The organism is Sphingomonas aerophila (assembly GCF_014199305.1).
Taxonomy (GTDB): Bacteria; Pseudomonadota; Alphaproteobacteria; order Sphingomonadales; family Sphingomonadaceae; genus Sphingomonas; species Sphingomonas aerophila.
This window is the reverse complement of the sequence record NZ_JACIJK010000023.1, coordinates 1-14,462: the sequence shown is the minus strand read 5'-3', so window position 1 is coordinate 14,462 and position 14,462 is coordinate 1. Positions and strand designations below refer to the sequence as shown.

Sequence of the window (14,462 nt, the reverse complement as noted above, 5' to 3'; positions counted from 1 at the left end):
CTTTGACAAGGCTCTTGGCGCGGGGTGGAGCAGCCCGGTAGCTCGTCAGGCTCATAACCTGAAGGTCACAGGTTCAAATCCTGTCCCCGCAACCAGATCAATTGCAGCGCCCCCGAGGAGTGTTCCTCGGGGGCGTTTTGCATGTCTGCGCGGGCCCATAGCTCAAGCATCGATGCCAACTCGCCACGCAACTGGTTTGCGCGACTGCCATCGTCCGGCATGAGTACAACATTTGCCGGAAAGCGGACCCGCTCACCCGACTGGTACGCGCTCACCCGACTGGTCTTGCGATGCTTCCTCGCAGGCGCGCGGACGTTGCCTTCCACCAATTGGCGCGCCGACACCCAAGGGACTGGGCTGATTACCCAGCGTATGCGGGGAGACCCGAGAGGGGTGGGCAGGATCCAGCGCTTCGATCCGCTCAGAATGTCATGATCAACGATCCGGACGGCAGCGGCCCAAGCCATCCTGGCTTCTGGGCCGGCTACACCTTCGTCGGTCCCGAATAGATCAACAGGCTGTTCGGCCGCGTTGTTACCGTCGTAACGCACTGTCCGATGTGAAGCCCGCGCTCGCACCGCCGTGCGCCACGGATACGCGCCGCGCAGTCCAGCGGCGTAGATGCCCCTTGTTGTCGCGCATCAGCGATGGGACGCGACGAACCACGACGCCTTCGCGCGGAACCTCTTCCTCGAACATGTCGAGCGGGAGAGGCGCAAGGATCCGCCCGAGAGAGGCATCCGCGTCGGTGAAGCTTCCTTTTCGAAGGTGGAACCCGCCACTCCTGCCATTGGCGACCGGAACTAAAGGGATCCACCAGCCGGGCGGCACCGTTTCCAGCCTGTAGGTCAGGTCAGCAGCTTCGGGTGTGACGAACTCGTCGGCAGGCCTAGGTTCGAGCGTACGGTCGCGTGGGTCGCCAGTCGGGCCCTGCACGCGGTTCTCGATGGCCCAAACCATGTTCGCGGTTTCGTCGCGAGCAAACACAACTTCCTCGACCGGTGCACCCTCCATTGCGGTACGCCCGCCGGGCGGAACCAGGAGCCCGCGCAACGCCTCGCCAGACGAACCATCCAGGGTGAAGAGCTCGAAGTCCTGCACGCCGGTGTTCCCCTGCTCCACAGAGAAGCGCTCGTTGAAGGTGGTGCGGTACTGGACGCTGGTCATTTCCACCACCGCCCCCCGCGGCACATCCAGCGGCGCTATCAGCCAGTCGTCGGCATGCACGGTGGCAAAGTCCAGAAAGGCGAGGCGGGCCAGGTCGTGAGGCTGGACCTCGACCATGCCGAAATTGACCTGTCCGTCCTCAAACCGCCGGAGCCGGCTTGCTGGCATTCCCGCATAACGCAAGCGCGTGGCGTGAACCGTCGAGTCGATCGGTTCCGGTGCAGTGCCGGGCGCCTCGCCCTCGACTGCAACGCTATCGCCGGGCTCGTGGTCGAAGCTGTACCAGTCGACCGGGCCGCCATCATGCGCGACCGCGCGGCAGACCCGGCGGTCTTCGGGCGCACCAGCGCGAACGGAGAAGTCATACTCCAGGCGTGCCTGCCGCCAGCAGTCTCCGAGGCCGACGCTGGGCTGGACATTGGCGCGGTACCATTCCAGCCAGTCCCGCGCGGCCTGTAAAGCCAGTTCGCCAGTGCCCGCGGCCCAGGATGCGGCGAAGCTGCCGTCCTCGACCTGTTTTGCAGCAGCAGATCCGTCGATCCCTCCTCGGGCGAGCAGTCGCCACATAGCAGGCACGGGTGCCGCGATCCCGCCATCATCCGGCACGGCGAGCGGGCAAGCGGTCGCCAGGGCCGAACGAACAGAGGCTCCCGCATCTTCCAGCATGGCCGCCAACAGCGCGCCGCCCTCTGCTCGATCGCGCAGGGTTGCACCCGTGAAGGGTTCAGCTTCCACCTCCGGCTCGATCAGGTCGCGCTCGGTCATGGTGCGGGCCGGCTGTCCTTCGGGGGCGAAGGCGGTGAAGCGCCGGGCCGTCCCGGTCAGCTCCACCGCCACGGGCGTGCCTGCGTCCTCTCCGTCGAACTCACCGAATTGCCATTGTCGGGCCAGCAGCCACAACGGATCGTGGACGCGTGCCGTCAAGGCTTGGGCCGGCTCCCCGCTGAGGCTTTGCGGTTCGAGCCGGGTCCAGGCGGGGGGCGCGAGTATGGGAAAGCGGATCGCCGACACGGGCGTGCGGTCCAGGAAAGCCGCGACGCCCTCCCTGGCAATATCGGCGCACATGGCTCAGCCCTCCTCGACCATGGCAAATGCCTTCAGGGGTGCATCGGCCGCAGCGGACTTCAGGAAAAGGTCGTCGAACTTCGACCAGTCCACTGTCCTGACGCCCTGAAGCGACCAGGACTGGGTGTAGATGGCCGGCAGGATGCGGGCGGCGAGTGGCACCGTTTCCAGCGTGACCAGCCGCATTCGCGCCATGTCCATCGTCTCCGTTACCAAGTCGAACACGCGGTCGTCGCTCCAACGCGCTCCATCGGGCGAGACGCCGACAGCATGGTCTGGGCGGGCTGGACGTTCGGCGCGTTGGCGTGAATCGCGAGGGCGGCAGTGGTCTCCAGCGTGACCTTTGCGTCCCCGCCCGTCCCCTTCACGACGCGGCGCGGAAAGGTTTCGTTCCAATTATCGATCACCAGCCCTGACAGGGTGGCGGGGGGCGCCTCGGGCGCGTCCGCGATGATGGAGATAACCGGCGCGTCCGGCGTATGCATGTCGTCGGGCAGCGCTTCCGCGGCCCACCGCCCGGGCGCGCCCCCCATCTGCATCACCGCCAGCCGGGGCTTCCCGGCCAGGCTGTCGCACAGCAGCAGGTGGTCGCTGAACGCCTGTACCTGCGGCCGCACGGTCGCGATGTCGCTCAGATAGCGGCGAATGGAAGCAGGTCGCACCGGATCCAACGTGACTTCCAGTGTCGGCTTGCCATTCGCGACCTGCGGGATCGGCAACGCGAAGTCGGGGCCGAACAGCGCCTGTGCGCGCCGCGTGAGCAGCTCTTCCGGATCGGATGGCGAGGCGATCACGCTTGCATGCGCGGCCAACCGCCGTTTCGCCTCCGCCGCGGCGAGCAGGGCGGTCTCGCCTAGTTGCTCGCGCGAGACGCTGGGCGTGGCGATGCCGAAGTCGGTAAGCGCCACCAGCGCGGCGGAAAGGTTCGCAACTCCCACCGCGGGAACTGCAAGCAGCGAAACCAGTGCGTCGCGCTGCCGGGCAAGGAGCGAAACGGCCTCGTCCAGTCGTGTGGCCAAATCGGCAAGCGCCGCAGGGTCCGGTGCATAGGGCGAGGGTGCGCCGGGCAGGCCGAAGTCGCCGCCGCCGGCGACCCGTGCGCCTTTGAGCAGTCGCCCCATGCTTTCTGCCAGAACCAGCATGTCGGTGAGAGCGACCGTGCCAGCGGGCAGGCGCGGGTCGGCAGGGGCGGCGGGGTCAAACGGAGCGATTCCGATGCAGCGTCGCACCACGGAATCAGAGTCGTCGCTTAGCGCCACGAGATCGAGGGCGGCGATCGAGCCGGTCGCCAGGCGGATCGGCTCGCCGTTCTCGGCAAAGCCTATCACGATGCGCGCCGGATCACCCAGCCGCTCGGCCGCCCACCCTTCAAGGCCGGGAGCCACCCGCGCGCGGGGCGCGGCAGGATTCCAGCCGCCGTCCCGGCCGATGATGATCAGACTGTGAGACACGGGCTGGCCCCCGCGCAGCGAACTGACCACGTCCGGCTCGGGTGGCGCCACGTCGCCGCGCCCCGCTGCATCCATGGTTGCCGACGCGCGCGGCAGATTACCCTGGGCGAGCTGGTGGACGCTCTCGGCCAGCAACAGGTCGGCGACCGTGTCGACGCTGCTCTCCAGCCCACGAATAGCATCCTCGATCTTGGAAAAGATTGCATCGGTCATTGGCGGCCAGTCCGCGTCGGCGGGCAGATACGGGTTGTTGTCGGGCCTTCGGGCGAGCTTGTCCTTGATCGTTTGCGCCCCGGTTCCGCCTTGCCAAATTTCCACCAGCCGAAGCCCGTCAGTGACGTTGGCGGCCGCGATTGCTTCCTGCGCTTGCGGGTCGACATCTTCCCCGCGATCGCTGAGCCGACCCTGCGTAAGGGGCGCCAACGAACGCAGGTTCAGGACAAGATAGCCTAGCTCCTGATCCTGAAGCGCCCGCTCGATCCGGTAACCGAGCAACGCGCCGAGTGGCTGCCCCTGCCGGATCCCATCAATCAGGTGCAGCGCGTCGCGCACGCGGGCAGAAGAAAGCCCGATCGCATAGGGATTGCGCTCGCCCGCAGTGGTCCGATGGCTGAGATGGGCCGCGCGCAGAATGCCTGCGGTCGTTGCATGGGCGAGTGACGGGGCCAGGATGTAGCCGCCCGGCGATGCCTGACGTCGTTCGGGGCTCAATTGCTCGACATAGGCGAAGGCACCGATGGAGAGCCCGTTGGGCTTGGCGGCACGCTGGCTGGTGAGCCGCCGCGACACGGCCCCCGTGAACCAGGCATCCAGGCGGTGCGACAGGAGATCCAGTCCCTCTGCCACGAGCACGTGCCGGGCCTGATTTTTGGGATCGCCCACGTCTCGGGACAGGTGATCGAGGGCCTCGCGGAACTCGGCCGCAAGCCGCTGGCCGCGCAGCACCTCATCCGCAACCAGTACGCCCAGGAAATCACGCGAGTCGGCGGTGCTGACATTATCGAAATGCGCGGTGAAAGAGGGCTCCTGCATGTCGTTCATGGCAAAGCTGCGCGCGGCAGGGCGCATGGCGGGGTCCCTGCCGCCGGGAAGTGCGGCAAGCAGCCGCGTCGTGGTAGCAAGGTCGGCGTTGTCCGGCTGCGCCAGAAACGCCCCCACGTCGCTGCGCAGGGCGGGCTCCAGATTCGGCGCGGTGCTCACATAGTCCAGGAAATCGCGTCCCGGCCGCCGCCTTGTGCCGAGCCGGGAATGCGCGATCGAAACCAGCGCCTGGAACACGCTGGAAATATTGCCGCCTGCGCCGCTGGCCAGCAGTGCGGCAAGGAAGGCGGGGTCGCGCAGGTCGTCGGCATAGGGCAGCAACACTGCCCGCGCCTTGTCGTCCAGGGTTTGGCCAAGCTTGGCGTAGCTGAACTGGCCGATTGCCTCCTCCAGCATCCGGGTCAGCAGGCGCTCGATATCGACGGCTCCCTTGGCCTTGTCGGAGACGAGTGCGAACTGGTCCATCGTCGAGCCCGGCAGGCACCGCCGCGCTCGCACACCGTAGGAGATCGCCGCCTGGCCGAGCACCCGGTCCATGGTGGTACGCAGATCCGCCCCTGAGCCGACATGGGCCAACTCGTCGGTGGCAGCCATCCAATTGGGGCGAAGCCGGCGGAGGAAGCCGGTGAGCTGGCTGCCGAACCAATCCGCCTGATCGTCAACCCATTGGCTGGCCATGGTCCACGCCGGCAGGATCCCGTAGGGCTGACTGCCGATCCGAATGCCGGGAATCGGCCCGCGCCCGCGCACATGATCGCGATGGAACTCGCGAACCGCATCGATCACGAGCGGCGAGATTGCCGCGCTACCCTTGTCCACGGACTCCAGGAACTGGCCCAGGGTCGCGGGCCATAGCGCGGTGTTCATCGCTGCAGCATCCGCCTGTTCGCGCTCGCCGCCGTGATCGGTCGCACCCAGCCATCCCGCCTCGATGCCCAACGTGCGGGCAAGCACAGCAGCATTGCTGTCGGGGACTGGGGACGTTCCAGCGATCGGAGGCGGCGTTTTCTCGACCCGCCGTTGCCAGGCGGCCCGTGCGGACTCAGTGTTGTTCGTGGGCGTTCCCTGCGGCAGGAAGGCGAACCCATCGCTCGACCAGTGGGCATCGAGCAGTTGGGACAGGTCGGCGGCCGCCTCGGCCGGGTCGCGGCTGCGCATCACGCCCGCGACGACCAGACGGTCCACCTTGCCCGGGCGTGCAAGGGGCAGGGTGAGGGCGAGCCCCATCGACGCGGCTGCGTCATAATCGGCCAACCACTCGGTCCCTGGAAGGATCTTCAGCCCGTCCTGCTCGACCATCGCCTCCTCGTCCTGGGACAACAGGCCGATCCGCACTTCGGGCGGGATTGCCGATCCGAACGCGCGTGATCGGGTGCCACCCTGATCCGCGATCGCGACAAACCGGTCGGGAAGAAGGCGGGCCAGCCCTGCTCCGCTGCCGCGCGGGCCAGGCGTGGGGAAAGCCGGTGCGCCGGTTCCAAGGTCCGCCATGTTTGCAGGCGTCATGGCGCGCGCCACCCAATGCGACCGCGAGGCGCCTGTGGCTTCCAGAAGCAGCTTCCACGCGCCCGCTTGTGCCGCTTGCGCCGCCGCAGCGCCGCCCGCCGCCCACAGGGCATTCCAATATGCCTGTCCGGCTGCAGCCTCCTCGGGGGACAAGCCGCGATCCAGCCGGTCGACATGGATCTCGTCGGGATAGACCCGGATGCGCAGGTTCGTACCCGTATCATCAAAGCGGGTTTCGATCCGGACGGGAAGCAGCAGCAGCGGCACGTCGGCGGGTGCATCGCAGCTGTCCCGCTGGGCGAGCCGGTCGACGAGCACCGCGTGATCTGCATCGAGAACGCGGCGGTCCCGACGCGCGGCCTCAATCTGAGCGGCGAGTGTTGCCGCGCGATCTCCGCCATCCGTTGATGCGCGCGCGGCGCGAAGATCGGTGGTCAGGCGCGCGATTTCCTGGTCCTTGCCGGCGATCTGGCCGCGCAGGGTTCCGGCGGACCGATGCACGTCGCCGATCAGGTCGTCGGGCTCAGGCATGGGGCGATCCCGGGTTCTGTTGAGAGAAAAGGTCCGTACCCTGGAAGGCGGCGCGAACGGGATCGCGCAACAAGGTGCGGGCGACCACGGCTGAGGAGCCCGGCCATTGCTGCACCTCCGGCACGCTACCTTCGTCTCGAATGGCCAGGGTTCGCGCGTGCGGCGCCAGAAACCGTCCGCGATCCAGCGTGGGCACGCCGCCGACCAATTCGGTCAGGTCATTCCAGTCGAGCTCGCCTTGCTGCAATGGCGACTCCTCCGACCTCGGGTTGCCGCTGAGCGCTGCTGCCATGCCGAAGCGAGGAGCGGTGGGATGCTCGGCAAGCAGGAACCAGCGCCGCTTGTCGACCTGCTCGATCGACAGCTTGAAGCCGACCAGCAGGTAATCGGGTTGCAGATGTGCCTGGAAGAGGACCTCCGCCTCGCTGTTTTCCAGGAAGCGGGGCGGGAAACTGTCGTCCTCGGCGACAACGCTGGCGACGATCATCTGCGGATAGCGACGTACGATCGCGCCACGGATCACCAAGACGATCGGAGTGAAGTTCGGCTCGGCCGTCCCGCCCAGGCTGATGTGGGAACCAAGCACTCCACCCCCGAATCGGTGGATCGGACGGATCAGCTCGTCCTGCTCGGCATCCCAGAAACGTTTGAAATAGGTCCCGCGCTGGTCGGTCGGATAGTTCCGCCACAACAGCTCGCGACCCATCTCGTCCGACAGGCCGGTCAGAAAGGTTTCGCAGAAGGTAGGGTTAGCCTGAAGCAGCGTGACGAACTCTGGCTCCGCGATTGTGCCCAGGCCGGGGACGAGCCATTCGCGGTCGTAGCTGTCCAACGCTTCGTACATCGGGCGTGGAAACACGGGCGCGGCCATGACCGGATCGATGCGCAGGTCGTCGAACCAATCGGCCGGAACCAGATGAGGCCACCGGCGGATGCGCCCCTTCAGGTAGGCGGTCATGGTCCGTGTCGGAGCCAGCGCCTCCGCGATGTCGGCGGTCGAAAGCGTCAGTGCTGGGATGGCTGATGTGTCGCGCGCGGGCGGCAGGGCCATGCCGTTGACGGTTGCATCGAAGCTGCGCGCCAGGTCGCCGACCTTTGCCGCGGCCAGGTCCGATACGGTGCGGGTCACCTCGCGGGACAAGGGCGTGTCGAACCGGGTGATCGACGTCACCGCCGGGGCGGCAGGTGCAACATCGGGGCCAGGGCGCACGACGATGGGTCCGCGGGGGCTGAGTACGGTCGTGCCGGTGCGATCCAGCGCGTCGCGGATCGGCGTGGAGCCAAGGGACGAGCGACTTGCGACCGTACGCATCGCCGCCGCGGAGACAACGCGCACGCTGGGCTGGATGGGAGTAAGGGCCTCGCGGCGGATCACGGCTGCGGGCATTGCAGCTGCAAGCCGGCCGATCGGGGCAGCGCTGGCCTGGCTGAACTCGGGGGCATTGACCTGTGCCAGCCCGGCAAGGGCCGCACCGGCCAATTCGGCGCGCAGGACGCCAGCGCTGTCGTCCGGCGCTGGCACGCGATCGTCGATCTGCTTGGTCAGGTAATCCGCATACAGTCCGCCCACGGGCCTGTCCGCCTGGACTCCCCAGTCCGCAACCCCGCCGGACAGGCGGGCGATGCCGGTGCCGGCCGCTAGCGGCTGCACCCGATCCTTGAGCGTCGCGAATGCTGCATCGGGTGCCACGCCGAGTACACGCCCAACCAGCTCGGGGCCCAGCACATCCAGCCCCTTGGCCCCGAAGCCGCTGATGCCGTCAGGATTGGCATAGGCCCGCCGCTGATCGCGGAAGCCCGCCGCATCGGCGACGAAGCTGGGCACCTCCGCCAGGTCCCGCTTGGCGATCGCCTTGCGCATTGCGGGTGCCGACTGGCTGGTGACGCGTCGTGCCGCAAGGCTGAGGCTGCTGCCCGCGGTGCGGCTGTCGTCGACCTGCTTCCACAGGCTTTCCGGCCGAGCGGCGATCCGGATCCGCTCATGAACGGGGCGGGTGAGGCGGGTCACTTCGTCCAGTCGGAGCACGGCCACTCGACGGCGCATGTGCGACTCATTCAGGACCTTGGCGAACTGGTGCTGCTGGATCTGGTGGTTCAGCTTGTTGATCTCGCTGACCTGGGCCCATGCGGCCTGCATCAGCTGTTCCTGGTCCTTCTGGATCACTCGGGTGCCGAGCCCGGCGACGATGCGCGCCAGCGGGTCGGTGTTCAGCTGGTTGAACCAGGACTTTTCGGCCGCGGCCGTGTCGGCCGGCGGCGTCCCGAACACCGGGCCGATGGCGTTGCGCGCCGCCTGGAAGCGGGCATACAGGCGCGGACCTACGCGCGGCAGCAGCGGGGCATCGGCGTTGGCCGCGTCGACACGCATGCGCAGCGCGTCGCGGGTCGGAGCCGGCCAGCCATCTTGTTCAGGCGGCGCATCCGGGGGGGGCTCTGCAGGCGAAAGAAGCGCACAGCGCAGCACCTGGAGCGCACCGGGCGTCCCGGCTGCAGGACCTTCTATGCCGCCGCTTGGCTGGCTGCCGTCGATCAGCCGACGGCCGATCTGCCAGGGAGCCCGGATCGGCTGCAATCGTTCGGCCAACAGCTTGAAATCGCCCTGCGGCCCCGTGTCGAAGTCCCAGGTTGCATAGGCGGGGACCTGCACGCGGCTTTGCGCGTCGGCGGCATCGGGCGCTCGCAGCCACGCCGGCTCCAGCGTGCCCCCAGACAGGCCCAGCCCGGCCTTTACACCGCAATTGAAGGCGGGGACCAGCACTGCCCTGTAGCCCTTGCGCGCCTCCAGGTTGCGTGGGCACACCAGTCGGGACAGATTCGCGAGCGCATGTTCCTCTGAAAGCCGGTCCGCCACTGCGGGATTGGCAGCAATCGCCTCCTTCGGCCCACCCACGATTTGTGCGTGGGCGAAATAGGCATTGTCCTCCAGCGATTGCAGCTCGCCCAGCTCAGTCGACAATATGTGCGGAAGGTCGGGCGAGGCCGGCGGCAGGATGTCCGAACGAGCGCGCTCGCACACGACCAGCGCCAGCCAGGGTTCAAGCCGATTGCCGTCGGGCCCGAGTGGGCTGAACATCCAGGGCAGGTCGGGCCGGTCGAACTCGATCTGCGCCATGAAGGTATCTTCGGACTTGTCGCTGCCCGGCGCGGGTTCCCGGCGAATGATCTGGCCGGGATCGATCCCGACCACGTCCCCAGGACCGTAGAGCGTCAGCTCGCGCTCCACAGATTGCGAAGGCACACCGGACCCGGAGACGTCGAAGGAAACTTTCACGATCGCCCGAGTGCTGCCGCCCGGGGGCGTGCCGACAATGGCGCCGGCCAGACCGTTTCGTACGAACGGCACGAAGTTGTAGCTTTCGAGGACGACGTCCTCGGGCTTGAACAGCGCAACCTGGTCGAAGCGGGCATCCGCGACGAAGTTCCTGGCGATACTGAGGGACTCGGTCATGCCGCCAATCCGGTTGCAAGAGTGCTGACGCCGCTAAGACCGCGCATGAATTCGGCCGCACGCGTGGGCCCGATGTTGATCTCGGCCGCGGCGACTGGGGCCAGGGTGTCGCGGTTGATGACAGTGACCAGGCCCGGCTCGGCCAGCACCGGCTCGGCGACGCCGGGCGCGACCGCGAGGTTGGGGGTGGCGAGGTAGGGATTGCCGCTGACCCGGCGCGCCCTTGCGACCGCAGACAGATTGAGCAGCGTCTTGCTCAAACCAGCGATCTTCCAGGATTGCAGGCCTGTTTCGGCCCGCTCGGGACGGTTCGGATAGACCGTGTTCCAGGCATTGGCGGCATGCACGTCGGCGGTGAAGACCGGCCGGGCGGACGCAGCCAGAACCATGCCCGCCGGCATCATCTCGAAATCCGGCCGCGCCATCTGCTGGTCGTCGGTCAAGGCAAGGAAGTGGCCGGGGGAGAAGCGATCCTGCACGATGGACACGGCAGCAGCTTCGTCCGCGCCAATTTTCGGCGGCGCCAGGAACACGCGATTGCTGGTCACCGGGCTCGACCCGATCCGGTCGATCTGCACCTCCAGGGGTACGCGGGCCTGTTTCACTTCCAGCCTGCCAAGCGGATGGAACAGGCGCACGCCTTCGGTTTCGGTGAACCGGACGAGCTGCAAGGCATCGGCGGGCAGAACCGGAGTCCAGGCGGCGTCGGCTCGGAGCGCCTGTGCAACCGTGTCGACGCTGTCCACCACCGGTGCGTTGGTCGGCCGCGGCTCACCCCAGGTCAGCGGGCCGATATCGACGTCAACGTCCCACCACAGGATCTCGACCGATGCCGTTCCCTCCAGCCTCCAGGGCTGATCGCCGGACAACTCGCCGTGGAAATGCACGCCCGCGATGGTGGCGCCAAAAGCCTTTACCTCGATCCCGACATCCAGGATGACGACGAAGTGGAAATAGGGTGCCCACTGGAACAGCGCGTCGAGCTGGATCCAGGCATGGGCGGAGGCGACCCCCACATCAGCCTTCAGGTCGACCTTGCCGCCGAACTGGATCGAGTTGGAGGTGACCGCGACATAGGCCTCGACCGTGATCTTGATCCAGTCGGCCGGCGGTTTCAGCGTGATGGAAAGCCGGTCGAGCTTTCCGATCTCCTTTGGCGCTTCGTATTTCGGGAAAAAGCCGCCGACGGACAGGGCGAACGCGCCCTCGCCGGCCCATTTGATGAAGATGGCAATGTCGCCCGACAGCGTCAGGGTGAACAGCCGGGAATTGGCGATCGACACTTTCAGCAAAAAGTAATCGGGCGTGATCTCGCCCAGCAGATTGGCGTGGATGTCTATGATCCGCTTGTCCGGCTTCACATCGGCAGAAGGTACGCCGATCTCGATCGCGCCAAGGATGACCACCTTTGGATCGGGCAGGCTCAGCACCACGCCAAGCCTGGCCTTCACGAACCCGGCCTGGGAACCCCACCCGATCTCTGCGATTGGCCCGATCACGAACCCGCCGCTGCGGAACGGGAATACCTTGCCGAGCTGGTCGAGGATGGTGGGGGCGGCGGCGACCGGGTCGGACGGGAAAAGCAGCTGTCCGACGATGTCGCTCTTCAGTCCGTCGCGCAACACCTCCGTGTTCACGGCGCGCTCGATTGCCAGGATGCCGCCGAGCCCGTTCAGCGTGAACCCGAAGCCCAGCTCGATCCGGGGCATGAAGTGAACGCCGATAACGATCACGAAGCTGACGGGATCGGTGCCGAGCAGCCCGATGGCGGTGATCCCGAATTTCGCGAACTGCAGGTCGAAGACCCCGCCGAACTCCTTCGTCTCTTCCGAATAGCGCAGGTACCCACCGCCGTTGACCACGCCGGTTCGGATGCGCACACCCATGCCGGCCGGGATCTTGGGCTCGACCGTCGGCGCCGCGCCGTCCACCCAGCGCAGCGACAGCCCGCCCCCTTCCACTACAATCGCGAAAGCGTCGCCCAGCTTGCCCGCGATCGTCGTCATGATGTCGATGCGGTTCTGGCTGTCCTTGTTGTCCTTTTCAGGCTGCACCAAGGAGAACTCGCGCAATTCCACGCCCGGAAACGCGAAACGCGCCGGAAGGACCAGCTTCTTGTCCTTGCCCGCGCCGAAAGTCAGGCCGTCCGCGGTGTCGAGGGTGATGCCGACCTGGTCTGTTTCCGCCGTCTTGCCCTGGCCGGGCATGATCTTTTCCAGCAGCTTGTCGGATCGTAGTCCGGCTGCCAGCTTGGTGTGTAGTTCAATGCCGACTTTCGCCGATGCCTTGTAGTCGAGAAACGCCTCAAGATAGCCGCCATCAAAGCTGAGCGCGCCTATTGACCTTGGTCCCTGGCTGAGGAACTTGAGGCCCAGCTTCTTGTCAGGACGGCTCCAGACCAGCGCCTCGGCTACGTCTTCATGCGCGTTTTCGACGCCCAGGATAGCCTGACAGACCGCGTCGAAGCTCTCGACCGTGTCAGCGCCGAGAGATTTGAACGGAGCCTTCCAGGGGTCGGTGATGCCGCCGATCGCGTCCAGAACTTCCTGTTTCTTGTCCGGCTTTTCCTCACGCTCCGCGATCTTCTCGGCTAGGATGTCCAGAGCCTCGTCGAACGCGATCAGGACGAAGGCGAGTTCGGTCGCCGCGCGCCCGGCGGCTTCAGGCGTGAACGGATCTGTCCCGAGCTCGCTGGCTACATTGGTGACTGCGGTCTTGGCCGCTTCGAATTTCGGCTTCAGCGCCTCCGCCAATGCCTTGCCAATGGGGGTCAGGTCTTTGACGTCAGTCTTGATGCGGCCGATTGCGTCCTTGGTCGTGCCGCTGGTCCCGTCGAACAGCGACTCGAGGAAGCTGCCACTATCCTTGAATGTAGTGCCGACCATATCGGCGGAACGGGAATGCCCAAAAGCGAGCACCCCCCTGACAAGGCTCGACCAGACGTCGTTGCTCACGGGATCACCGAGAACACGTGAACGACGACGAGTGTCGATGGCGACATCGATGCTGCGCCACCCGATGCAGGTTGGCAGGCGAAGCGGCGCTGTACGGGCAGACCATCGATCATGCCATCCTGCCGGTTGAGGGTAAGTTAGCCAACGGCGGAGCACGTCGGGATCCAGCTATGGATGACGCCTCCATGTGACAATTCACAGGGTGAGAGAATGCCTGCGGGTTCAGACTGACCGAGTTTGGCGCAGCCCTGGTCCGGCACGATGTTGCGTGCTTCCAGATAACCGGGGGAGCTCTGAGAGTTGCTGAGACCCGCCTCGAGGGTTACTGTGCGCGCGAGTTCTTTTCTAGGTCCCACAGCCTCCCGCTTGTGCACCGAGAGCCGACTCGTCGTGCAGACAGACTCGATACGCATACGAAGCGCAAAGCTGGAGAGCATGGCAGCTGGCCGGAGGAGCTGACGGAGGAGGAAGCGGGCAGCGCGTTCAGACACTCTGCCTTGGGGTACAGCACCTTGCGGACGATGCTTGTTACAAGTTCCTGCGCAGCTACGCTATGCTGATCGACTGGCAGGTATAACGACATGACGCTTACTCGACGTGCCATCTTCGCTGGAACCGCGGCGATCACGATAGGCTCTCCAGCGATTTCGGAGGCGTGCTCGCTGGTGGCCAGGCGGCGACCAGAAAGCTTTTCGGACGCGGCATGCCGCCGCTCACTCGGTGAGCTGGTCAGATTGATCAACGATGCTCCTGGCTTATCGGACGAGGTGCTGGCGACCCGTGCCGGCGAGCTGTCGATCAACTTCGACCCAGACGTCACCGAGCCCATTCTCGACTACCCAAACCGTAAAACGATGGAGAACGGCGAGCTGCTACGAGCATGGACCAGCTCGGCCGGCACACCCGATCGTGCCCCGCTCCGGCTCTCGGACGTGAACCTCTTGAAAGGTGGTCGCGGCGTCGCGCTCTACCAATTCACGCTTCGCCGTGAGCGCTTCTTTGCTGAGATTACTGAGAAGGAAGCGGCTGGCGACAGCTGCGGATATCCGGAGCCTGCCCACTACGGAGTCACGCGATTGTCCTACCTAGGCGTGTTCTCGAACAACAAACTTCGGACCGTCTCTGCCTTTGATGAGTGGCTGCAGCAGGCCTGAACGCACACCCAACTCGGCAAGCGTGACCTGTTGCGTTGACAGCCGTAATCGGGCGATTGTGTTGAAGAAGTCGGGGTTGGTTCCGAGCCGAGGCTATCGCTGAATGGGCACGGCGCAGCTTCGACCCGGTCAGGCGGGTAGCGGC

6 protein-coding genes and 1 tRNA gene are annotated in these 14,462 nt (G+C 66.1%); 2 read left to right on the top strand and 5 right to left on the bottom strand.

Going from position 1 to position 14,462, the window contains the following annotated elements; translation table 11 throughout:
- The first annotated feature begins 18 nt into the window (after nt 1-18).
- A tRNA-Met gene (locus tag FHS94_RS18925) sits at nt 19-95 on the top strand.
- A gap of 439 nt (nt 96-534) precedes the next feature.
- On the opposite strand, the gene FHS94_RS18920 is transcribed toward FHS94_RS18925, so the two are convergent.
- From FHS94_RS18920 to FHS94_RS18900, 5 genes are read right to left on the bottom strand one after another with little or no spacing between them, the layout of a single operon-like run.
- Nucleotides 535-2,232 (bottom strand): hypothetical protein, encoded by a 1,698-nt coding sequence (locus tag FHS94_RS18920; protein ID WP_184060844.1) that lies wholly within the window; start codon nt 2,230-2,232, stop codon nt 535-537.
- 3 nt (nt 2,233-2,235) lie between these two features.
- Nucleotides 2,236-2,457, bottom strand: a complete 222-nt coding sequence (locus tag FHS94_RS18915; RefSeq protein ID WP_184060842.1) for a hypothetical protein — start codon at nt 2,455-2,457, stop codon at nt 2,236-2,238.
- On the bottom strand, nt 2,442-6,761 hold the full coding sequence (locus tag FHS94_RS18910; protein ID WP_184060840.1) for a hypothetical protein: 4,320 nt from the start codon (nt 6,759-6,761) through the stop codon (nt 2,442-2,444). Before FHS94_RS18910 ends, FHS94_RS18915 begins: the two co-directional genes overlap by 16 nt.
- Nucleotides 6,754-10,209 (bottom strand): hypothetical protein, encoded by a 3,456-nt coding sequence (locus FHS94_RS18905; protein WP_184060838.1) that lies wholly within the window; start codon nt 10,207-10,209, stop codon nt 6,754-6,756. The genes FHS94_RS18910 and FHS94_RS18905 overlap by 8 nt, the downstream gene beginning before the upstream one ends.
- Nucleotides 10,206-13,163: a DUF6603 domain-containing protein gene (locus FHS94_RS18900; protein ID WP_184060836.1), complete on the bottom strand. Its 2,958-nt coding sequence runs from the start codon at nt 13,161-13,163 to the stop codon at nt 10,206-10,208. Before FHS94_RS18900 ends, FHS94_RS18905 begins: the two co-directional genes overlap by 4 nt.
- Before the next feature lie 734 nt (nt 13,164-13,897).
- Between FHS94_RS18900 and FHS94_RS18895 the strand changes: the two genes are divergently transcribed.
- A complete protein-coding gene (locus tag FHS94_RS18895; RefSeq protein ID WP_184060834.1) occupies nt 13,898-14,317 on the top strand; it encodes a hypothetical protein in 420 nt (139 codons plus the stop codon).
- Nucleotides 14,318-14,462 lie beyond the last annotated feature (145 nt).

What these genes read in the sequence shown, in the direction of transcription:
- FHS94_RS18905 (WP_184060838.1), bottom strand. Translation starts at nt 10,209, where the DNA reads ATGACCGAGTCCCTCAGTATCGCCAGGAACTTCGTCGCGGATGCCCGC.
- FHS94_RS18920 (WP_184060844.1), bottom strand. Translation starts at nt 2,232, where the DNA reads ATGTGCGCCGATATTGCCAGGGAGGGCGTCGCGGCTTTCCTGGACCGC.
- FHS94_RS18910 (WP_184060840.1), bottom strand. Translation starts at nt 6,761, where the DNA reads ATGCCTGAGCCCGACGACCTGATCGGCGACGTGCATCGGTCCGCCGGA.